Below are 21,826 nucleotides of genomic sequence, written 5' to 3' on the forward strand. Positions count from 1 at the left end.
ACAGGATTTTGAATTTTGTGCCAAAACCTTTACACCTTTTAGTTGTTGTAATTTAACATTCCCTATCGATCTGTATGTTTAAACGATTATCAATTGCTTTAATAGTTCTGTTGTCTTTAAACATGCCCGCTGTTTTTGCACAGCTGACCGTTACCAATGTTGATCCGGGACCATACACGGCAGGTTCATCAATTACCGCACTGCTTGATATTGGAAGCAGCAGTTGTTTAAGGCCATCAAATACCTATGAACTTTATCTGTCAAATGCTTCCGGCAGTTTCGCTGCTGAAACCAGGATTGGAAGATATGCGGGATTTTATACCCCTTTTGTAAATGGAGTTATTCCTGCAGGAACGCCGGCAGGCACAGGATATAGGATACGCATTAAATCAACTGCTCCAGCATTAGTAAGTACAGAATCTGCCTCCTTTGAAATTAAAGCAGGATCTGCTATAGAAGCTAAGCTCAGTTCGACCCTGCTTAGCGGGATATCGGATGAGGTTTTTGGAATTTGCAATACCCGGGATCAGCTGGCCTTTGCATTGGAAAATCAATCCACTGCTGGAACTACAGTTACTGCAACGATCTCCAACCTGATGACTCCCGGTACGCCGGTTACGATTGACTTTGATACCCGGATCAAATCCTTTACTGCCGGGCTCGCCCATTACAGCATTTTTGTTAAAGCAGTTGCTGCTGATGGTTCCGTGGCTACCAAAACATATCTCATTATCAATAACCGGATGCTGAATGCATTTGGTACGCAGGGAAATAATGTGGTCTGCCTGCCGAATGCCGTGCTTGAATATAACGTAATTGTTGCCGGAAATGATGGAATTATTAACAATTATCCCGGAAATACCTACCGTGTCAATTGGGGTGATGGTATTGAAAATGAATATACCCTTTGTGACATTATCAGCGAAGGGGAACGGGTTCGTCATACGTATACCCGTACCTCCTGCGGTAATTCCATCATCTCTGGTAACTCAAGGATCTATAATGCCTATGGCATCAACATTAATGTGGAAAATAGTTTCTGCGGAAGAATTGGTACCCAGATCTCTACAACGGCCAAAGTAATTAACAAGCCTAAAAATGAATTTGTAACAGGTGCTTTAAAATGTTTAAACGGACCGGTAGCATTTACCAATACGTCTATTCCGGGACAGGACCCAAATACAAATTCTCCGGGTTGCGGTACAAATGCAGTTACCTATACCTGGATTGTTGATGGGGTGATCCGGGAAACGAATAAACCCATCTCCTTTGTTTTTAATTATCAGTTTACTACTGCTGGTATTCATACGGTCCGTTTAGAATCTACAAGCAATGCTGCCTGCCCTGCTGATCCGTTTGAAATGACTGTCTGTATTCAGGAGCCTGCCAGACCATCTTTTACCCTGAATGGCAGCAACACCGTTACCATTTGCAATAACAATACGACGGTTAAGCCTGTAAATACATCTTTTGTAGATGCAGGCTGTGGTACGAACGCCTATAGCTGGGTAGTTACAGGAGGTACAGTTAATTATGAGAACGGGACCTCAGCCAGCAGTCCGGAACCTGAGTTTAGGTTTATTGCGCCGGGAATTTACAGGATTCGTCTGAACATCATTACCTCAGGATGCGGAACAATTCCAAGTGAGGAAGAGATTGTGGTGGTCAATGCAACGCCAACAGCTGTGCTCTCTGCTGACGCGACCCTTTGTAACCTTTCCGCCTATCCATTTAACGATACTACGCCAGGGCCAACACGAACTTTAGTGACCGGTACCCAGGAAACCCTGCCTTCCACCTACAAATGGACGGTGACAGGCGGTAATTTTGAATTTATAGACGGGACTGCGGATAATTCACAATACCCAACGATTAATTTCAAAGAATATGCAGCTTATACGATTACGGTTACGCACACCAATGACTGCGGTACGGTAAGCGACTCGCAGGTCCTTACGTTCCGGGAATCTCCTGTGGTAAATGCCGGAACCTATGCGCCGGTTTGTTTCAATGAAACGATCCAATTGAATGGTGTAATTACAGGGACTGTAACTTCTGCTGCCTGGGTGGGTGGTGGTGGAACTTTTGCGCCCAGCCGTTCGGCTTTGAACGCGGTATATACGCCTTCGGCAGCGGAGAGAAGTAGCGGCCAGGTTGATCTTACCCTAAGGGCGATGACTGCCTTAGCGGCTCCGTGTAATCAAATTGATGGCTTTGCATCTATTCAGATCAAAGCCAGGATAAATGTGATCAGTGCTGCAACTAAAGCGATCTGTTCCGGAAATAACCTGGGATATACCATAGCATCGTCAGTGGAAGGAAGCACTTTTTCCTGGACGGCTACCGGTTCTGCGAATGCAGCCGGCTTCACCGTTACCGGATCCGGTGCCCTGATCAATGACCTGCTTACCAATACGGATGCTGTGGCAAATGCTACCGTTACTTACCGCATTACGCCTTCTTTTGACGGTTGTACCGGTGAGCCTTTTGATTTGGTAGTTACCATTGCACCCAATCCTGTGGTTACTGCAGCTGTTGCAAATGCTGAGATCTGCAGCAGCGTTGGCGCGGGAATTACGCTATCGTCAAATTTGCCTGGCACCCGGTACCTGTGGACCTCTGCAACCTCTGATCCTTCCATAACCGGAAATACAGAGAACAGCGTAACTCCAGCCGCGGTCACGCAGATCAATGATATCCTGTTCAACAATGGCACTACTTCAGGAACGGTGACCTATACCATTACCCCGGTTTCTGCAACTGGTTGTCCGGGAACGGCTGTTCTGGTAGTTATCAGGGTTAAGCCACTGGCAAGGAATGTAATTTCCGCTGACCAGACCATTTGTACAGGTACGGCTCCGGTTGCCTTTTCAGGAAATGATCCTTCGGCCGGTGGAGATGGCCCTTACACTTATCAATGGCAAAATAGTGTTGACAATGGCAATACCTGGCTCGACATTGCCGGAGCTAACAGCCCCGGATTTTATGCTCCGGTACTAACTGCCGGCACTTCCTACCGCCGCATCATCAGCAACCTGGCTTGTTCCGGTTCGCAGCAAAATATAAGCAACATCATTTCTATCACCGTTAACCCGAATGCGGTGGCTGAATTTACCTTCGTGTCTGATGCCGGATGTGTTCCGTTTACCATTGATGCCAATAATATAAAAGCGGTTCCTTATGCGGACAGGAACGGAACTTATACCTGGTATGCGAACGGGGTAGCTTTTGGAACGGGTATTACTTTTCCGGGTTATACGATTAGAAACGACAATGAGCAGGTGGTCATTAAACTGGTGGTGACCAGCAGTCTGGGCTGTACCCAGGCAGAAACGGAGCATACTTTTGTGACCCGGCAGAATCTAATCACCGCTTATACACAGGATAAAACAGAAGGTTGCGGGCCTTTAACTGTGAATTTTACAAATACATCAACCTTTTTAACCAATGTCACCTTTCTATGGGATTTTGGAAACGGACAGACCTCTTCTGAAGTTAACCCGGCTCCCGTAATCTTTGATGAGGATCCGACCGGGAAAGATAAGATATATACCATTACGCTGACTGCAACATCTGCTTGCGGCGTATCTGCTCCATTTTCAACTACTGTACTGGTCAGGGCTAAGCCGCTTTCGGTATTCTCTCCGAATGTTACGGCTACCTGTGCAGGATCTGCCATCGTTTTTACCAACACCTCTCCGGAGGCAAGCAACACGACTTATACCTTTGATTTTGGCGACGGATCTCCGCTGGAAGTGAAGAACGACCGATCTTCGGTTTCCCATAGCTTTGCTGCGGTTGGAATGACCCGCACCTATGTGGTGAAGATGACCGCAAGAAGTGCCTGCGGGGAAAGCATGTCGCAGTATACAGTCAGGATCTCTCCAAATAACATTGTTGCCGAGCTGGTGGTGAACAGTCCGGATGACCGGGGATGCGCTCCGCATACGGTTCCTTTCTATAACAATACCAATGGAGCAACCCGGTTTGTATATGATTTTGGTGATGGCACGACCATGACCACCATTACTGCTCCTGAAGTGGTCAACCATACTTTTACTACCCCTGGTGTTTATACGGTAACATTGACTGCAACTAACGACTGCTTTACTTCGGTAACGACAGAGACCATTACGGTACTGGCACAGCCGGAGCCAGACTTTAGCTATAATCCTGAGGTTGCCTGGCCCGGTTTGAATATTGACTTTACAAACCTTACTGAAAATGGCTCTTCGTATGTATGGGATTTTGGTGATGGTACGACCTCAACATTGGAGAATCCCGCTCACCGCTATTTGGCTGAAGGTTCTTACCGGGTATCTCTTACAGTCACCAATCTGAACAATTGTACCAGGACCGTAGTTAAGACGATTGTTATTGTTCCGGAGCCCGGAACAGTATTTGTTCCGAATGCATTTACCCCGGGAAGTGACAATCCGGCTTTACGTGAATTTAAAGCGAAGGGCATTGGTATTAAGGCCTGGAGGATGGGTGTTTTTGATAAATGGGGCGAGTTGCTTTGGGAGACTACTAAACTGGATGATGGCAAGCCCGTAGAAGGATGGGATGGAACATTCAAGGGAACGGCCATGCCGCAAGGGGTTTATTACTGGAAAATAAGTGTGGAGTTTAATAATGGAATAGCCTGGAAAGGGATGACCTACAACTCATCGGCTCCCAGGCGTACCGGTGTCATTCATTTAATTCGATAAGATATGCGTATGTGGAATAGAATTTTATGGATCGTATTGTTGTTTCCGGGCTTTACAGCGATGGGGCAGGATCATGTATATTCCCAGTTTTTTAATGCGCCGATCTATCTGAACCCTGCATTGACAGGTCAGTTTGAGGGTGATATCCGCATGAACCTGATTTACCGGAACCAGTGGTCGGCCTTAAGTGGCGACCTTTCGTATATCAGCGCTTCGGCGGATGTGAATATTCCGAATTTTGGCGGAGGGGTTGGACTGATGTTTACGCGGAGTAGTGAGGGGACGGCTTATTTAACGAAGAACAATATCTCTGCAAATTATGCTTATAGTGTTGGCGGGGAAGATCTGGTTGTTTCCTTTGGGATCCAGGCCGGAGTGGCCAACCGGACGATTGACTGGAGTAAACTGGTATTTTCTGATCAGATTGATATGAACCTGGGGTATATTCCGGGCAGCATATCTTCAGCTCCGGCCCCTGAGCAGTCGAACAGGTTTTATTTTGATGCAGGTACCGGTATCAACGTGGTTTATAAGAACCTGATGGTTGGCGGTACCGTGGCCCATGTGAACAAACCGGATGAATCCTTTACCGGTGTACAGGCAAAATTGCCGATGCGGTTTATTGGGAATGCGAGTTACCGGATCAACCTGATTGCAAGTGATACCTATGGATCTGAAGACGGTCCTTTTTTGATCCCTTCTGTGGTGTATTATAAGCAGGCTGCAGCGAGTTCGTTAAGTATGGGGGCACAATTTAAGTGGAGGGGATTAAATACCGGATTGTGGTACAGGAGCAATTCGCAGGGGGATAAGGATGCAATTGTGGTGTCCTTTATCTTTGATATTTTTAAGGGAAGCAGGAATGGTGAGAAATTACGCCTGGGCATTAGCCATGATGCGACTACTTCGAAGATTAACTATACCAATACCAGCGGAAGTACTGAAGCAAGTATAGGTTATGAGAAATACTTTCAGAATAGTTCCGGATACAACAAGTTTAATGGGTTAAGGTGTTATGATTTCTATTAGGACAACAAAATAAATCTGTCGCTTCAAATCATCATTCATATTCTGCTCAAATATGAATGATGAAGTTAAATGATTTATAGAATATTTAGTGATTACTGCTTTAACATTGATGCCTGGTGGCTGAAGTATTCATCAAACTGGATAAAACTCTCCTGAAGCAAATGTTTTCCATCCCCGGTATAGTATGTCTGTGTGGTATCAGGCGGCATCCATTTGTATTTGCTATCGTTAAAAAATGCTTTGAGTGATTTTCGCTCGAAAGTAAATTTCGGAGCATTTCTAAACTCCTTTTCTAATGGAACTTCAAAAAATACAACCACACAACCTTTGGCAGTCAGGTAATTCAGATCTTCTTTAAGTTCTTTTAAAATGGCATTCCATTCTTTAGGGTTTAGCGCTTTACTATATTCTTCTTTAGTCTTGGCAAATAACTTGTCAAACAATTTACCCTGTGGTCTCTTCTTGCTTGGCAAATCCATATTGCCGGGTTTTAAATAATTAATGAAAAATGGAAAGAACTTATTTTTTTCCTGCAATGCCGGAAAATAAGATTTAGGATAATGTGAGGTGGGTTCAAATGTATGCGCTATCAAGGGTTTATTGTATCCCCTTGATATATAATTAGTTTCCAAATAAAGTGTATCTGGAATCTTATTTGAAAGTTTAATTATTTTTACCCCACTACACCCCCCACTTGGAGGCAGAGAAAGGTTGAAGTAATTTTTATTCGTTTTAGCCTTTAGGGTAAAACGGCCGATTAAAGAGGATCCGGCAGTAACTACTTTGTACTTGTGTCCGGAATACAAAAAGAGTTCTGTTTTTTCGATATCTGTATAAATCACCCCCTTATCCTTAGGTATCAGATAAAGAAAGATATTAAATGCTGCAAACAGAACTAAACCTATGATGATGATTTTCTTTACCATTAGAATTGAAAATAAATAAAAGCACTTTGGTTTCCGCTATTCACGAGGATCAGGAAAAGAAGTATTCCATATGCTGCAACCTGAATGTTATTGTTAACTGTTCTTGAAATTTTATTGGCCCTGGTTAATAGATAATAGGCGTGATAAAAAATAACAAAGGCGGATAGCAGCACTAAATTGACTTCTTTAGACGTAATGGAGAACCGCATGCTCCTGTTGTCGACAATAGCACCTAAAAATTCGATGACCTGTGTGAAATTTGGTAATTTAAAAAGCAGCCATAAGAGGGTTACCACAACAAATACCAATGCTGTACTTAGAATTTGGGTAATCAGCGTTTCTTTGATCTTAATCTTATCTTTGAAAAGCCTTTCAATTGCAAGGACTGTCCCATGACCTATTCCCCACAGGGCGTAACTCCATCCTGATCCATGCCAAAACCCGCCAAGTACCATCACGATAAACAGGTTAAAATATGTTCTTACTTGTCCCTTACGATTACCGCCAAGGGGAAAATATAAATATTCTTTTAGCCAGGTAGATAACGAAATGTGCCAGCGGGTCCAGAACTCTGAAAATGATTTAGAAATGTATGGGAAATTAAAGTTTAGCGGCAGACGGTAGCCGAACAGGTAGCCTAGTCCGATAGCAATCGATGAATAACCTGCAAAATCTGCAAATATCTGCATGGAATAACCAAAAAGCAAGAGTAAAAGATTGGCTGATGAATACCCCAGGAAGAATGGGTAGGTTATGGGTGCAGTGAGTTCATTTAAATTGTCAGCTACCACCATCTTTAAGAAGTAACCGATAATCAGGCATTTCACCACTTTTTGCCAGTCGATGTCAGCAAACCACTTTTCTTTCATTTGCGGATAAAAGTCGTGCGCTTTTAAGATAGGTCCTGCAATAAGGTGTGGGAAAAAGGAAATGAAAAAACTGGTGTTGATCAGGTGCTTGGTAAAACTTACGTTTTTCTCTTTGATAGAATTGTTATTTCTTAATACATCAACCAATAAGCTGATTCCTTCAAATGTATAAAAGGATATCCCGATGGGAAGGGGTATGGTAAAGAAGAAATCGCGCCATGAATTGGTTAAATTCAGTTCGTTATAAATTGCTTCAGATACTAAAGGAGTATATTTAAAGAAAGCAAGAATGAGCAGGTTGGCAGCAATTGCTATTCCGGCAACAAGTTTTCTTTTTTTTATGATGTTACTTTTAAGCACATAGAAGCTTGCGCTTGTATTTAACAGTATGGAGGTTACAAAAAGAATTAACAGGATGGGTTTATACCAGGAATAGAAAATAAAACTGGAAATAATTAAGATGGGGATTTGAAATTTTCTTAATCTGGGAATATAATAGGTAACAAAGGTAACAAATAAGAGAATGATAAAGATGTAACTGTTAAAAAGCATGTTTTAAATTAATTTGTTGACCTATATTTAATTTTAGCCTAATATACGCTTGTCCAAACGCAGCTAAAGTATTGTTAATAATAAAATCTCCCGGCGATTTAATAAAATCTTGAACAAGATATAAATATTTTGCAGTTAAATAATTGATTTCGATGAAATAAGATGAAATAACTTATGTATGAGGATAAATATTCCCGGATAGAGCAACAGCTAATATTCTAAAATACCAGATAAAAAGAAGGGAGCCGACCTTACGGCTGACCCCCTTTATTAACGCTCTCGAAGTAAATGTAGTAATAATATTTCTATTGTTTGTGAATATTCGAATTTTTATTTTATTTGTATAAATAATTATAGAATAATGTTTTATTAATGATGTGCCGGCATTCATTATCATGGTACTTAGTTGAACTTAGCTAAAAATTGTGTAATTTACGTTGTTCTGGATTAACTGGATACCTTTTGTCAATGTCTATGAGTAACAATGAATTAAACAACCAAATGTGTTATTGGCGACATCTTAACCCGATGGTTTTCCTTTACACTTCCAAGACCTTAAATCATTATTGTGTTTGTTAATTTACCATTCCCAGTTCCGGGAACAACATTAAATGCTTCCATATGGATGAAAAAGCAAAGAACAGCAGTCTTTCTGTACTGCTCATTGTAGTAAATTTTATACTGCTAATCATTTTTTTAAACTGCACATTTAATTCTGAAAATGATCAGCTGGCCAATCAGGTAATTGCAGCAGTTGGTTTGACCATTTTAACCGGTGGTTATGCCTTTAGTTACCATGGGAAAGGGTATCGGGCTGGTAAATGGATCTTTGCCATTGTACTGTTGCTAAGCACTTATGTGATCGCAGTTTTTATTTATATGCTTGGATTGGGCGCAGCTTTTCAACACTAGATCATGAAATTGAATTTTATAAATAAAGCCTACATGGCCTTAGGCGTGTTACTGGTTATTGCAACCCTGATCAGGGTTTTGAACTATAAAGGCTGGGAAAGATTTTATTATGCATCCAGTGTTTGTGCACCAGGCTCGTATCCGGTTTATATCCGTGAACTCTATTTCATTTTACCAGGAAAGGAAATGGCTTCTTTTAATGATGATGATGTAAAATCATTTATGTCTGAATGGGGTAAGGAACATTATTTCCCTGAAGCCTATGAAAAGGACCGGCTGCCTTTAAAGCTTGTTGTGAATTATGCCTCGTATCGTGAGCAGAAGTTTTATAATGACACGCTTGATCTGGATCAGCAGCTACTACTGGAAACATTTAGGGCAGCTCCTAAAAAAGATCAGGAAGTAGAACTATACGACAATAAACACGGACTTACCTTTTTAGCCGGGCTGGCCAATGACGGACAGTTCATTTTATGGCTTCGTGGTAAAAATCTGGAGAAAGTAATTCTGAAAGCCAGGCTCGCTGCTCGTGAGCCTACTGCTGACGACACTTATATTAATGGAGGAAGGGTCACTAAAAAACAGTATTTAACAACCGCTTTTGAAGATTTGAATGATAGTTTAAAAACAGTATTCAAAAATGGTTTTGATGCCGGTGCTAATTACATCGACACCCCAACCCATTATATCCGGGATAATGAAAGGTTCTGGAAAGCCGGCGTCAATGATCCAAAGTAAACTTTTTAATTATTTTGCCATCTATACCTAAAACGAAACTCTCCAAATTGCCTTTTAAGACAAATCCATTTTTATACCTGACACATTCATACAACCACTCGCCTTTATTGAATGACATTGTAAATAAAATAGCACCGGAATTTGCGTTCAGGCATTGAACGGAGGTAGGCGCATCTTCTGAGGCCGTTGCAGTGATACTGATCAATAATAATTCCTTATCGCGATATAACAGGCGTGGGTTGAAGTATAACCTGCCTGGTGAAAAATCTGCGTACGACAACAGCCGGTACAGGTCTGGGTTGGTGAAAGTCTTTTCTGTTCCGTTCTGGGTTAGGCTTTCTTTCCATTGAAACTCCGCCTTAGTTTCAGGGCCGCCTTTGTTATCTTTATACGTATATTTAATAAGTTGTATTTTCTCATCCGGGTAGTCCGTACCCGGTGTTGAAAATGTAAAGGTTGTTTTAACTCCGGATCCGGATAGCACTGATTTCATACCCGTTCTGGCTTCATACAGATCTTTTTCACTGTATATTTTATCTGCTACAGGATAGTAGTAAAGACTGTTGCCGTCATTTGTTAATAATGTTAGACCATCGCCATAATTGTCAAAGGTAAATTCAACATTAGCGATGCCGCTTACCAATCTCGGCTGACTGCTAAATGCTGTTTTGGTCACATCCCTGATCGTGTAATTTGACTTGTCAACCTCAAATAATAGTGATTTGTCTACAATAAGGTAAATTTTACCATTTTTAAATTCCTTTAAGGAATAGGTGTGGAGTAATTTTTCCGGAATGTTTAATATCTGCTGACTACCTAGCTCTTTGGACGAAAGTACATCATAAAATGTCACGTAAGACCCATCCCTGTCTAACGCAGGATCATCCGAATACCTGCGTTCACCTACAGCTACTATAACTGGCTGCTGTGCGGGGTTAATAAAAGGAAGCCTTTGTTCATTCCGCCAGGTAAATGTGATTTTTTTTGTTTCGGCTTGCTTTTCCGGCGAAGAATCTGAATTGATTACCCAGATAAATACGAACGTTAGCATTAAAAATAGCAGTAGGCCAATCCCCAGCATTTTCGATTTTCTGCCCGAATCTGATGATAGGGGATTGGTTTTATGAGTTGAATGGTTATAATTGTGATTGATGTTAATGTCATTATTATCCAGGAAATATGTTGTTCCGCAGTTTTTACATTCGTAATAATTTGTTCTGAGCTCAATTTTATGTGTACTTGAGCATTTGGGGCATTGTACTGCTTTAATTTCCTTAGCCATCAATATTCAATTATTCGACTACTTTTTCAAAGATTTGATCTGTTTAATATGCTCTTTAACAGTAGGCAGGTACATTTTTGCATAGGCTTTTAATTCTGGATCGGCCGATTTCGCACCCATTTCAAGCAGGTTAACGGCTTTCTTGTGTTCATCAACCATCGTTTGTAAGAATACTTTGTCAAATTCAGCTCCTGTTAGGTTGCTTAGCGCGTCAGCAGCAGGTTGATTTTGTTCTGGTATCAGGATGTTTTTTGATTTTGCTATTTTGAGTAATTCGGTGTTTGCGGCATTGTGGTCTTTTGCTACCATTGTCCCGTAAGCCTTAACATCAGAATCCTGTGAATTTTTTGCAGCAAGGCCTGCAAGATATATTTCCCTTGAATTATTCAAAATGGTTTGCTGAACAAAAGATACATCTCCATTGATCTTTAAAGAGGTATCGATCTTGATGGGTTCCGGTATTGGCGTGTTAGATACATTGCTTGCGCTGACTGTGCCTACTGTGCCCTGTGGGCCAACAACCTGTGTTGGGCTAATGGGACCCGGAGGTAGATTTGAACCTGGCGTTCCTGCGGTATTTCTTGCTGTTGAACAGCTTTGGATCATTGCGCTCACCGCAAATAGTGCGGCTATATAAGTATGCTTGCTTTTCATAATGGGATTGGTAATGGTGTTGTAACTTTTAAAACAACGACATCTCCAATTGGTTTTAAATTTGAAAACTACCCGTAAGGGTAGTTTTTCTTTTTACAGGTATTCCTTATTATTGAGTTTTGTATTTTAGCCTTTCATCCTATAGCGCATACCCTTATCTATACCCTCAGATGATCATTGGTATTATCCGATATATTAAAAAATTAAGTGCTGTTATTGTGGTGTCTGCTGCTGTGCTTTTATCGGCATGCAGTAAAGACGAAGGCAATAAACAGCTATATGTACTATCTTCAGAAACTTCGGTGGCTGAATGGATAGGCGCTACACGCGCAAGTCTTGTTAACGAAGGGTCGATTACCGTGCAGAGCAGTGGGTTAATTGCTGAAAACGGTGTGGTAACAGCAGGTAGCTTTGCGCTGCCGGTAGCCTCCCTGATTTACATTGACCGTACAAAATAGGGTATGAATTATGCTGCAGACCATTATTTCTCTGCCATATTCCGGATAATTTGATCCAGCTCTGTTGCACTTTCACTGATCCTCGCAATTACCTCTTTTACGGATGGGTCAATTTCCATATTTTCTAAAAGTTCAGTTAGTCCGACCAGGTTGGCTATTGGCTTTCTGATGACATGCGACTGCTGATAAACGAGGTCGGATAAGGTCAATTTGGTTTCGTTTAATTCTGTGATGTCATGGCCCAGGCAAAAGATGCCTGCGGGAGAGCCGTCGGCATTGAACATGCCTTTGTATTCCCATTCTGTGATGATATACCCTCCTTTTCCATCATGCTTGCGCAGCACTGCGGGATAGATCCCAGCTGGATTTTTAAAGCACTTTTCAGCGGCTTCTATACAAATCTTAAGATCGTCCGGATGAATGGTAACTGCATAATGCTGACCAACCAGGTTACCGTGAATCCCATCGAACGCTTTGTGGTACCTTTCATTGAGATATGAATACCTGCTGTCCATGTCTACTGAGATCAAATAGTAGATGCTTGAGTTATTAAGGAGCTTCTGTATTTCTTTAAAATTTTGCATGCGCCATCTGTAAATACGGTTTTAAGATAATCTTCTGTTAACAATATTCTAGCCAAAAGGTTAAGAATACGGGTAAGTTTATGGACAATTCTCCTCCCATAAATAATGAAATCTTAATATTTAAGCACATTTAATTTTACTTGTGGCGGGTATTTTTGGGTCATACTAATTTTACCTGTATGATCGCTGTCTTTAAAAGGACCTCTAAAAAGAAGTGGTATTTGTTAATTACCTTATCACTGCTCACCTGCTTTGTTTCCCTGTCTTTTGGTGTGGTAAATTTTCACCGGCACCAGGTCGTTTTTTATCCATCCTTTACAAGTAAAACAGCAGGATCCACACCAGTATATGAAGGTGAATTTTCTGCCATCAGCTATAACGTTGCCGGTTTGCCTGAACTGATCTCCAGTGCTGAAACGCCAAGGTCTGAAAGCATCGCGGCGATTGGAAGAAAGCTGAATGCCTATGCTGTAGCCCATGTTCAGGAGGATTTTAATTACAATGATGAATTATATAATTCCGGGAACAACCATCCCTACCGGACTTCTGCCAAAGGGATGATCCCATATAGTGATGGCTTAAATACGCTATCCAGATTTCCAATTACTGAATTTCGCAGAATTCCATGGACGGATTGTACCGATGCAGATTGTTTTACCCTGAAAGGGTTCAGTTACAGCAGGATCGAGATCACTGCCGGAACTTCTATTGATTTTTACAACATCCATGCAAATGCGGCCAATCACCCTGAAGCTGCTGCCGCCCGCCGTAAAAATATGCTGCAGTTTTCGGATTATGTGAAAACCCATTCTGCCGGGAGGGCTGTAATTATTATGGGAGATCTAAATGCGCATTACAGCTATACATATGATAATGTAGACCATTTGCTTAAAGATAACGGGCTACTGGATGCCTGGATCTTATTGTATAGGAACGGAAAGTTTCCTAAGCCGGAGATCCGGTTGCCCAATGATGCAATCCTGAAGCTTACAGATACTTGTGAGTCTATTGATAAGGTGCTTTTTCGGAGCAGCAGCGAGATCGAATTATTGCCAAAGGATTTTAAAATAGAAAAGAGCCTGTTTACTGATGTGCATGGGAAGCCCCTGTCTGACCATTGTCCCGTTAGTTTATCTTTTGCATGGCGCATTCAACCGAATTATATAGCTAAAAAAAATTAAATCATGGATCGGATTAGAGTTGCCTTTTTTGCAGAAATTTTGATTGAGGATTTCGATGGTGCTTCGCGTACCATGTTCCAGCTGATTGACCGCATCTGTTCAAATTCATTTGATTTTTTGTTCATCTGCGGAACTGGTCCGGATCAGCTTGGAGATTTTAAATGCCTGAAAGTACCAGCTGTTTCTACACCAGTCAATAAAAAATACAAGATTGCGCTTCCCGGATTCTCTAAAAAACACATCAGCAGTCAGCTGAAGGACTTTAATCCGCATGTAATCCACATTGCGACGCCTTCCATGCTGGGACATTTCGGACTGAAATATGCAAAGCTCCATTCCATTCCTGTCATCACCATTTACCATACTCATTTTGTGAGTTATATTGACTATTATTTTAAGCACCTTCCTTTCCTGATTAAGCCCATCAAGCAGAACATCACCGCAGTTCAGAATAAGTTTTACAATGAATGTGATAAGGTTTATGTTCCATCAACCAGCATTGCTTCTGAGCTGATGGCTTCTGGTATTGACGGCAACCGCCTTGTGATCTGGAAGCGTGGAATCAATACCAGTCTCTTTTCTCCATTGAAAAAAGACACGGACTATATGGAGCGGCTGACTGGGAACCGGATGCCTTCTGTTCTTTTTGCGAGCCGCTTGGTTTGGGAAAAGAACCTGGAACTGCTGATTGGGATCTATGCGCTTATGGAGCAACAGAAATTGCCTTTTAACCTCATTATTGCTGGTGATGGCGATGCCCGGAAAGCTTGTCAGCAACGAATGCCCAATGCGGTCTTTACCGGTAATCTCAGTCATTCCGATCTGTCTGTTCTGTATGCGTCTGCTTCTGTTTTCGTTTTTCCTTCTAATACCGAAACTTTTGGGAATGTGGTATTGGAGGCCATGGCGTCTGGTACGCCTTGTGTAATTGCAGATGCTGGTGGCAGCAAGGATTTTATTACGAATGGCATCAATGGTTTTAAATGCAGCGTGAGCACGTTAGATAGCGCTTATGTGTTTCTGGATAAGATCAAACTTGTTATTAACGATCCGCACCTTCGCGCTGAACTTTCTGCAAATGGCCTGCAATTCTGCCGGTCTTACGACTGGACTGCGCTGGCTGATACTTATTTCAAAGATCTGACCGGATTAACCGGACTGCATACCATTCATGATCTTCACAAAAATGCCCTTGAGAACGTTGAGAACGTTGAGAACACTGAGAACTTTGAGCGCGTTGAGAAGAACATTGAGCACATTAATGTAATTTAATGAGCAGCCTGCCCTATATTAAAATTATAAAGATCGGTTTTGCCGGTCTGATCCTGGTTTCACTTTTCTTTTTTATAAGGGCAACAAATTTTAGCGAAACTGCATCTACCTTAACCGGTGTTGGCTTTGGTTTTTTATGGATCGTAGGGATTACCTCCCTGGCCTATTGGCTGGGTACGATTGGCTGGCAGTACTGCATGGGTGATGACCGGCGTAAGGTTTCTATTGGGCAGCTTTTTATGATCCGTACGGTTTGTGAAACTGTGAGCATCTTCAATCCAGCCAGTATCATTGGCGGCGACCTCCTTAAGGTATTCTTACTAAAACCCTACATCGATCAGCAGGAGACAGTGATCAACTCGGTTGTAATTTCCAGGATTATGATGATCATAACACAGGTTTTTTTATTATTAACCGCATTCGTTTGGTTGTTTTTTAGTGATGTAAATAAGACTGGTATTCCAATACATTATGTTTTATACCTGTTGGTTTTTGCAGGTGCTGCGGCATTGGCTTTCTATGGTATTCTGCGGATCTGCTCTTTTAAAAGTTCTGAGTCCCATGTTATAGGAAAGATGAATCTTTTAACTGCTGCAGTCAGGAATTACTACAACAGCTTTATTGACTTTTACCGGCGTAAACCGAAAGCCTTTTTAGGTGCTTTTTTATTTTTCTCCATGCATTGGGTCGTTGGGTCTATGGAGTTCTGCATCATTCTCTATTTTTTGGGATACCACATTTCTGTAATGGAAGGTTTGATCATGGATATGGGGGTGATTGTGATCAAATCTGCAGGTGCCTTTATACCCGGACAATTGGGGATAGAGGAGGTTGGAAATAAAATGGTTCTTGGCCTGATTGGTGTTGGCAGTGCCTCTCTGTGGTTATCCGTTTCTATTCTGCGCCGGGCGAGGTTGTTATTCTGGATCCTGACTGGGGGTCTGTTCTATCTGCTGATCTATAAAAGAAGGCAGTTTAAATTAAAATCAAATGGAAGTTTTATTTGTGAGCCATAAATTTCCGCCAGCAACCGGCGGGATGGAAAAGCAAAGCTATGAGCTGATCATGGGGATGGCTAAGTACTGTAAAGTCCATCTGATCGTCTATGATGGCCAGGGCAGCGTGTTGCGTTTCTTTGGCTCACTTCAAAAACGAATTGTTAACCTGTGCAGGGAGAACCCCGGAATTGAGATTATCCATTTCAATGATGGGCTGCTTGCCGCATTTTGCCTATGGCATAAAGGCTATCCTGGCTTGAAACGAACGGTAACCCTTCATGGCCTGGATGTGGTATTTCCGAGTAAGATCTACCACCGATATATTTTGCCCAGGTTTAGCCGCTTTAACAAGCTGATTGCTGTAAGTCAGGCTACTGCAGAGAAAATAATTGATCTTGGGATCCGAAGAGAAAGGGTTGAGGTCATAAAAAATGGTGTGGATACCCATATGCAGAAGCCCATTTTAAAAAGGGAAAATATGGATGCGGGCGGAAAACGGATCTTGGTCATGATGGGAAGGCCGGTGATCCGTAAGGGGATCTCCTGGTTTATCAGCCAGGTACTTCCTTTTTTAGAAGGGAATTTTTTAGTGCTGATCATTGGTCCTTTTGATCATAAGCAGTCTGTTACTGAATCTCTGCTTTCTACCTTACCGAAGCGGATCAGAAATAAGATCATGCTGTTCCTGGGTTATCCATCTGATCAGGGCACAATCAGGAAATTGCTAAAAGATCCAAAATATAAGGATTCCATTAAACATCTGGGCCGTTTACCTTTGGATGAGGTACAGGAAATATTGGCTGCTTCAGATGTTTTTCTAATGCCCAATATTAAAGTGGATGGGGATATGGAGGGATTTGGGTTGGTATGTTTGGAGGCTGCGGTATTGGGAGCAGTTGTTTTTGCATCCGACATTGATGGGATTCCGGATGCGATCCAGCATCAGAAAAATGGTTTTTTGGTGGCTTCAGAGCGTCCTGATGTTTGGGGGAAAAAATTAAATCACCTGATTGAAAATCCGGGCGAGTACAAGAAATACAGTAACGATTTCTCAAAATATACTGTCGAGAATTACAGTTGGGAAAAAATGGTGGAATCGTATTACCAGTTGTTTTTGTCGTTATAATTTTTCGATTTCTTCAATGGAAAGATCAGTTAATTCTGAAATTTGCTGAGCAGTGAAATTTTTGGTTTTAAGTTTTTTTACAACTTCAAGTTTCCCTTCAAGTTTTCCTTCAGTTTTTCCCTCTTTCCTGGCATAACTCAGCAAATTTTGATGTGTCCATATGCCTTCTTGTCTGTGTCTGTACATATTCCTTTCCTCCTTTGATTTGTTAGATAAATGCTATGAAGCTTTCTATGTATGTGAAAACTGGAAATTATAATTTTTCTATTTCTTCAATGGAAAGATCAGTTAATTCTGAAATTTGCTGAGCAGTGAAATTTTCGGTTTTAAGTTTTTTTGCAACTTCAGTTTTTCCCTTGGCTAGTCCTTTCAATTCACCTTTAACCAATCCTTTCAATTCGCCTTTGATTAGCCCTTCGGTTTTTCCCTCTTTCTTAGCATAACTCACCAAATTTTGATGTGTCCATAAACCTTCTTGTCTGTGTCTGTACATATTCCTTTCCTCCTTTGATTTATGTTAGATAAATGTTATGAAGCTTTCTATGTATGTGAAAACTGGAAATTATAATTTTTCGATTTCTTCAATGGAAAGATCAGTTAATTCTGAAATTTGCTGAACAGTGAAATTTTTGGTTTTAAGTTTTTTTACAACTTCAAGTTTCCCTTCAAGTTTCCCTTCAAGTTTCCCTTCAGTTTTTCCCTCTTTCCTGGCATAACTCATCAAATTTTGACGTGTCCATAAGCCTTCTTGTCTGTGTCTGTACATATTCCTTTCCTCCTTTGATAAATTTGTATACTGTGCAAGATTGAACAGATGTTCAAATTCTGCTGAATCCAGTATTTTTGGGCGTTCCTGAAATGTGGTTAGATTTTTTAACGCATAAAGCCATTTGTCAAGCCCCGTTGTCAATTCGTCTGCTGTCTTCACAAATTTACTCAATTCAATGTAAGTATAGCTAAGTTTTTCATAAAAAATTTCTCCTGTCTTCCTGTTAATCAGGTTAATATTGTGTAAATAATCAAGATTTTGATGGTGCGAGATCGTGAAGTTTTCAAGCAGCGCTATGAGGTAAACTTCTTTGAGCTTGTAGTTCCAAACCTTCCGGTCGCCTTTTGGACATTGCTCACTAATCATTCGCGACGCGTATAAGATGGTTCTGTCTTTGAAGTTTTCTGCCCGTGCCCGTTGTATCTCTATGAGGAACTTAGAACCCTTGTCGTCCGTACAAACGACATCAAGTATGATTCCGCCTTCTTCCCTGATCTCTCCGGGATATTCATTTTGATCATATTCAATTTCCTGAATAATCCGCTTGCCCGAAAATAATTCATTTAAAAAGGATTTCAGGATCGGCTTGCTATTCTCGGAGCCAAAAAGCCTTTTGAATGCAAAATCTGAGAACGGATCTATAAACTGGTATTCCTGATGCTTTTTAGCCATATCTTATTTATATAAGCGACCTTAATGCTATTTGCTGATAATACCAAGTTTTCAGAAAAGAATTCGTGTCTTATGTTCATAATCTCCATATTTCGTGGCGCTCGAGTGCTAACATTTTCTCGACGGTCTCAGCGTTCTCCAACGTTCTCCAACGTTCTCCAATGCGCTCATGCTTTCAGACGTTTTCCGAAGCTCTTAAGGGCTAATGGATAGGTGAGCCTGTAAATGGAGTATTTAATTTTTCGATTTCCAGAACCTTTTAAATCTGCGTTGGTTATATGGTAAAAACCTATACCTATGGAAAGTAATGCTGAAATTATTGATGATTTAAAAGGCCTTGTTTCGATTCTTAACGATGGAAAAGAAGGATATGAATCTGCCGCTGAGGCGACTGAAAAAATTGAACTGAAAGGGCTGTTCCTTAAATATTCTGCACAGCGTGCCGGTTATGCAATGGAATTGAAAGCGCATATTAATGAGCATGGTGGTACATCTGACAATGAAGAAGGCGGGATTCTTGGTGTATTGCACCGTACCTGGATTGACATTAAGCAGGCCTTAAGCAGTAAGGAAGATGAAGCAATACTTTCTGCTATTGAAACGGGTGAAATGGCGGCTATTGAGAAATACGATAAATGCCTGAAAGATTATGCGAGTCACGCGGATCATATCGATCTGCTAACCCGCCAAAGAGATGGGATCTCTGAAGCGCTTTATGAAATCAGTTCGCTCAGAACAAATAATGCAGATAGTCCAAACAATTTATAGCGATAGCGGTTAATTAATTAGCTATGATAACTATAGAAAAAAACATCGAAAAGGTTAATGGACCAATGGATCCAAAAACTGAAAATGCGGAGAACAGTAACAGAAGATCTGGCGCGCATACGCAAAAACGTAAATCTGATCCTAAAGAAAAGGTACAAAGACCGAACTACTTGTTGCGGTTATTATAATTTAGATCTATATGGCGGATATGATTGTGTATCCTGGTAATCCGTATCCGCTTGGAGCAACATGGGACGGCAGCGGTGTAAACTTTGCACTGTTTGCCGGACATGCTACAGACGTTGAACTCTGCTTGTTTAAGTCCAATTGTAATGAGGAAATTGCCAGGATTAAATTACTTGAGCGGACCAGTGAAGTATGGCATGTATATGTTCCGGATATTCAACCCGGACAATGCTATGGCTACCGCGTACACGGCCCTTATAACCCCAAGCATGGGGAGCGGTATAACCCCAATAAATTACTGATTGACCCGTACGCAAAAGCGATTTCCGGAGCCGTTGACTGGCACGATTCCCTTTTTGGTTATGAGGTTGGCAAGGATGACCTGGTCATAAGTGAATCTGACAGTGCTCCTTATATTCCCAAAAGCGTTGTGATTGATGAAAGCTATGATTGGGAAGGTGTGAAATCATCCGGTCTCAGCTACCTGCAAAGTGTAATTTACGAAGCCCATGTACGTGGTTTAACGATACAGCATCCTGATATTCCGGAGCAGATCCGCGGTACTTATGCTGCGATTGGCCATCCTGTAATTATTGATCATTTAAAATCTTTGGGCATTACGGCCATCGAGCTGATGCCTGTCCACCAGTTTATTAACGACCGGCACCTGGTAGAACAGGGTCTTACCAATTACTGGGGTTACAATACGATTGGTTTTTTTGCGCCGGACACTAAATATTCTTCGAGCGGAAATAATGGTGAACAAGTCAGGGAATTTAAAGATATGGTTAAGGCCCTGCATAAGGCCGGCATTGAAGTGATCCTGGACGTGGTTTATAACCATACTGCGGAAGGTAACCATCAAGGTCCGACCCTTTCTTTTAAGGGAATAGATAATGTGGAATATTACCGGCTTACCGAGGATAAACGCTACTATATGGATTATACGGGTACTGGAAACACGCTAAATGCCAATTTTCCAAGTGTACTTAGACTGATGATGGATAGTTTGAGATACTGGATCCTGGACATGCATGTAGACGGTTTTCGTTTTGATCTTGCCTCTACCCTGGCCAGGGGTTTGGATGAAGTAAATATGCTAGGGGCATTTTTCAGTATCATTCATCAGGATCCTGTGATCTCTCAGGTTAAGCTGATTGCCGAACCCTGGGATATTGGCAAGGGCGGTTACCAGGTTGGGAACTTTCCGCCGGGATGGACCGAATGGAATGGTAAATACCGCGACTGTATCCGTGATTACTGGAGGGCTGAAGACAGCATGCTCCGTGAATTTGCACTGCGGTTTAGCGGAAGCCCGGATTTGTATAAAGATGATAACCGCAGACCTACTGCAAGCATTAATTTTATTACGGCCCATGATGGTTTTACTTTGCGGGACTTAGTGACTTACAACGATAAGCACAATGAAGCCAATGGTGAGGATAACAAAGATGGTGAAGACCATAACCGGTCCTGTAACTATGGTATTGAAGGGGAGACTGATGATATCCGTATCAATACCATCCGTAAAAGGCAGGTACGTAATCTGCTGACCACCTTGTTATTATCCCAGGGTGTACCTATGCTGGTTGCGGGTGATGAACTGGGCAGAACTCAGCGTGGAAATAATAATGCCTATTGCCAGGATAATGAGATCTCATGGATTAACTGGCAGGAGGCCGATAGGGATCTTCTGGAGTTTACCAGGGAGGTTATCCGGCTTAGAAAAGCGCATCCTGTTTTTTGCAAGCGTACCTGGTTTCATGGTGAACTGATCCATGGGTCTGGTGTGGAAGATGTAGCCTGGTTTCTTCCGGAAGGTACTGAGATGCAGGAACACAATTGGAATGAGGATTACGCACGCTCTCTGGCTGTTTTTTTAAATGGAGATGGAATTAAAAGCAGGAACAGCAAGGGTGAGAAAATTGTTGATGATAATTTTTACCTCATTTTTAATGCCCATCATGATGCGGTAATGTTTAGTCTGCCAGATGAACGATATGGTAAAGAATGGTCTAAGGTACTGGACACTGCCGATCCGGATTTTGATACGAAGCACACAAAGATCCTGCCCGGACAAAAGCTGGTGGCTGATGGCCGGTCTGTTATTGTGCTGACCAATTTAAACGGGCATTGAT

At 41.7% G+C, this 21,826-nt stretch carries 20 protein-coding genes; 12 read left to right on the forward strand and 8 right to left on the reverse strand.

The annotated features are described in order from the left end of the window. Positions 1-122 precede the first annotated feature (122 nt). Positions 123-4,712, forward strand: coding sequence for a PKD domain-containing protein (locus ATK78_RS10550; protein ID WP_166664857.1), 4,590 nt, complete (start codon positions 123-125; stop codon positions 4,710-4,712). A gap of 9 nt (positions 4,713-4,721) precedes the next feature. Continuing rightward, entirely contained in the window at positions 4,722-5,741 is a 1,020-nt protein-coding gene (locus ATK78_RS10555) for a PorP/SprF family type IX secretion system membrane protein (RefSeq protein ID WP_243732496.1), read from the forward strand. A gap of 92 nt (positions 5,742-5,833) precedes the next feature. Here the strand turns inward: ATK78_RS10555 and ATK78_RS10560 are convergent, their stop codons facing one another. Together ATK78_RS10560 and ATK78_RS10565 are read right to left on the reverse strand one after the other, a co-directional pair. Continuing rightward, complete coding sequence (locus ATK78_RS10560; RefSeq protein WP_133576048.1) at positions 5,834-6,667, reverse strand: hypothetical protein; 834 nt, start codon at positions 6,665-6,667, stop codon at positions 5,834-5,836. Next, positions 6,667-8,088 carry an MBOAT family O-acyltransferase gene (locus ATK78_RS10565; protein ID WP_133576049.1) on the reverse strand — a complete coding sequence of 474 codons (1,422 nt, stop codon included), beginning with the start codon at positions 8,086-8,088 and terminating at the stop codon, positions 6,667-6,669. The genes ATK78_RS10560 and ATK78_RS10565 overlap by 1 nt, the downstream gene beginning before the upstream one ends. Positions 8,089-8,709: 621 nt before the next feature. Between ATK78_RS10565 and ATK78_RS10570 the strand changes: the two genes are divergently transcribed. Both ATK78_RS10570 and ATK78_RS10575 read left to right on the forward strand, forming a co-directional pair. Continuing rightward, positions 8,710-9,000 carry a hypothetical protein gene (locus tag ATK78_RS10570; protein ID WP_133576050.1) on the forward strand — a complete coding sequence of 97 codons (291 nt, stop codon included), beginning with the start codon at positions 8,710-8,712 and terminating at the stop codon, positions 8,998-9,000. A 3-nt stretch (positions 9,001-9,003) separates the two neighbouring features. Next, positions 9,004-9,738, forward strand: coding sequence for a DUF2931 family protein (locus ATK78_RS10575; protein WP_133576051.1), 735 nt, complete (start codon positions 9,004-9,006; stop codon positions 9,736-9,738). Here ATK78_RS10575 and ATK78_RS10580 read toward each other — a convergent pair. Beyond that, entirely contained in the window at positions 9,722-11,020 is a 1,299-nt protein-coding gene (locus ATK78_RS10580; RefSeq protein WP_133576052.1) for a hypothetical protein, read from the reverse strand. The two genes, ATK78_RS10575 and ATK78_RS10580, sit on opposite strands and share 17 nt — an antisense overlap. An 18-nt stretch (positions 11,021-11,038) precedes the next feature. Then, a complete protein-coding gene (locus tag ATK78_RS10585) occupies positions 11,039-11,674 on the reverse strand; it encodes a DUF4142 domain-containing protein (protein WP_133576053.1) in 636 nt (211 codons plus the stop codon). Between the two features lie 170 nt (positions 11,675-11,844). Between ATK78_RS10585 and ATK78_RS10590 the strand changes: the two genes are divergently transcribed. Then, positions 11,845-12,132: a hypothetical protein gene (locus ATK78_RS10590; protein WP_133576054.1), complete on the forward strand. Its 288-nt coding sequence runs from the start codon at positions 11,845-11,847 to the stop codon at positions 12,130-12,132. Positions 12,133-12,155: 23 nt separating this feature from the next. Here ATK78_RS10590 and ATK78_RS10595 read toward each other — a convergent pair whose 3' ends face one another. After that, on the reverse strand, positions 12,156-12,716 hold the full coding sequence (locus ATK78_RS10595; RefSeq protein WP_133576055.1) for a histidine kinase dimerization/phospho-acceptor domain-containing protein: 561 nt from the start codon (positions 12,714-12,716) through the stop codon (positions 12,156-12,158). Between the two features lie 179 nt (positions 12,717-12,895). Here ATK78_RS10595 and ATK78_RS10600 point away from each other — a divergent pair, with 179 nt between their 5' ends. Genes ATK78_RS10600 through ATK78_RS10615 form a run of 4 tightly spaced genes read left to right on the forward strand, consistent with a single transcriptional unit; the run spans position 12,896 to position 17,293 of the window. Beyond that, positions 12,896-13,897, forward strand: coding sequence for an endonuclease/exonuclease/phosphatase family protein (locus tag ATK78_RS10600; RefSeq protein ID WP_133576056.1), 1,002 nt, complete (start codon positions 12,896-12,898; stop codon positions 13,895-13,897). Between the two features lie 3 nt (positions 13,898-13,900). Next, positions 13,901-15,169 carry a glycosyltransferase family 4 protein gene (locus tag ATK78_RS10605; RefSeq protein WP_133576057.1) on the forward strand — a complete coding sequence of 423 codons (1,269 nt, stop codon included), beginning with the start codon at positions 13,901-13,903 and terminating at the stop codon, positions 15,167-15,169. After that, positions 15,169-16,185 (forward strand): lysylphosphatidylglycerol synthase transmembrane domain-containing protein, encoded by a 1,017-nt coding sequence (locus ATK78_RS10610; protein ID WP_133576058.1) that lies wholly within the window; start codon positions 15,169-15,171, stop codon positions 16,183-16,185. Before ATK78_RS10605 ends, ATK78_RS10610 begins: the two co-directional genes overlap by 1 nt. Next, the gene (locus ATK78_RS10615; RefSeq protein ID WP_133576059.1) at positions 16,160-17,293 is read left to right on the forward strand and encodes a glycosyltransferase family 4 protein; all 1,134 of its coding nucleotides are present in this window, start codon (positions 16,160-16,162) and stop codon (positions 17,291-17,293) included. Before ATK78_RS10610 ends, ATK78_RS10615 begins: the two co-directional genes overlap by 26 nt. On the opposite strand, the gene ATK78_RS10620 is transcribed toward ATK78_RS10615, so the two are convergent. From ATK78_RS10620 to ATK78_RS10630, 3 genes are all read right to left on the reverse strand, one after another. Beyond that, positions 17,288-17,479, reverse strand: a complete 192-nt coding sequence (locus tag ATK78_RS10620) for a hypothetical protein (RefSeq protein ID WP_133576060.1) — start codon at positions 17,477-17,479, stop codon at positions 17,288-17,290. The genes ATK78_RS10615 and ATK78_RS10620 overlap by 6 nt on opposite strands. A 67-nt stretch (positions 17,480-17,546) precedes the next feature. Beyond that, positions 17,547-17,786, reverse strand: a complete 240-nt coding sequence (locus ATK78_RS10625; RefSeq protein WP_133576061.1) for a hypothetical protein — start codon at positions 17,784-17,786, stop codon at positions 17,547-17,549. 69 nt (positions 17,787-17,855) lie between these two features. Next, on the reverse strand, positions 17,856-18,734 hold the full coding sequence (locus ATK78_RS10630; RefSeq protein WP_133576062.1) for an Rpn family recombination-promoting nuclease/putative transposase: 879 nt from the start codon (positions 18,732-18,734) through the stop codon (positions 17,856-17,858). A 297-nt stretch (positions 18,735-19,031) separates the two neighbouring features. Between ATK78_RS10630 and ATK78_RS10635 the strand changes: the two genes are divergently transcribed. Genes ATK78_RS10635 through glgX form a run of 3 tightly spaced genes read left to right on the forward strand, consistent with a single transcriptional unit; the run spans position 19,032 to position 21,825 of the window. Beyond that, on the forward strand, positions 19,032-19,502 hold the full coding sequence (locus tag ATK78_RS10635) for a ferritin-like domain-containing protein (protein WP_133576063.1): 471 nt from the start codon (positions 19,032-19,034) through the stop codon (positions 19,500-19,502). Between the two features lie 23 nt (positions 19,503-19,525). Continuing rightward, complete coding sequence (locus ATK78_RS22750) at positions 19,526-19,690, forward strand: hypothetical protein (protein WP_166664858.1); 165 nt, start codon at positions 19,526-19,528, stop codon at positions 19,688-19,690. A gap of 11 nt (positions 19,691-19,701) precedes the next feature. After that, on the forward strand, positions 19,702-21,825 hold the full coding sequence (glgX, locus tag ATK78_RS10640) for a glycogen debranching protein GlgX (RefSeq protein WP_133576064.1): 2,124 nt from the start codon (positions 19,702-19,704) through the stop codon (positions 21,823-21,825). Position 21,826: the final 1 nt, after the last annotated feature.

The sequence above is a fragment of the Pedobacter metabolipauper genome, from assembly GCF_004362715.1.
Classification (GTDB): domain Bacteria; phylum Bacteroidota; class Bacteroidia; order Sphingobacteriales; family Sphingobacteriaceae; genus Pedobacter; species Pedobacter metabolipauper.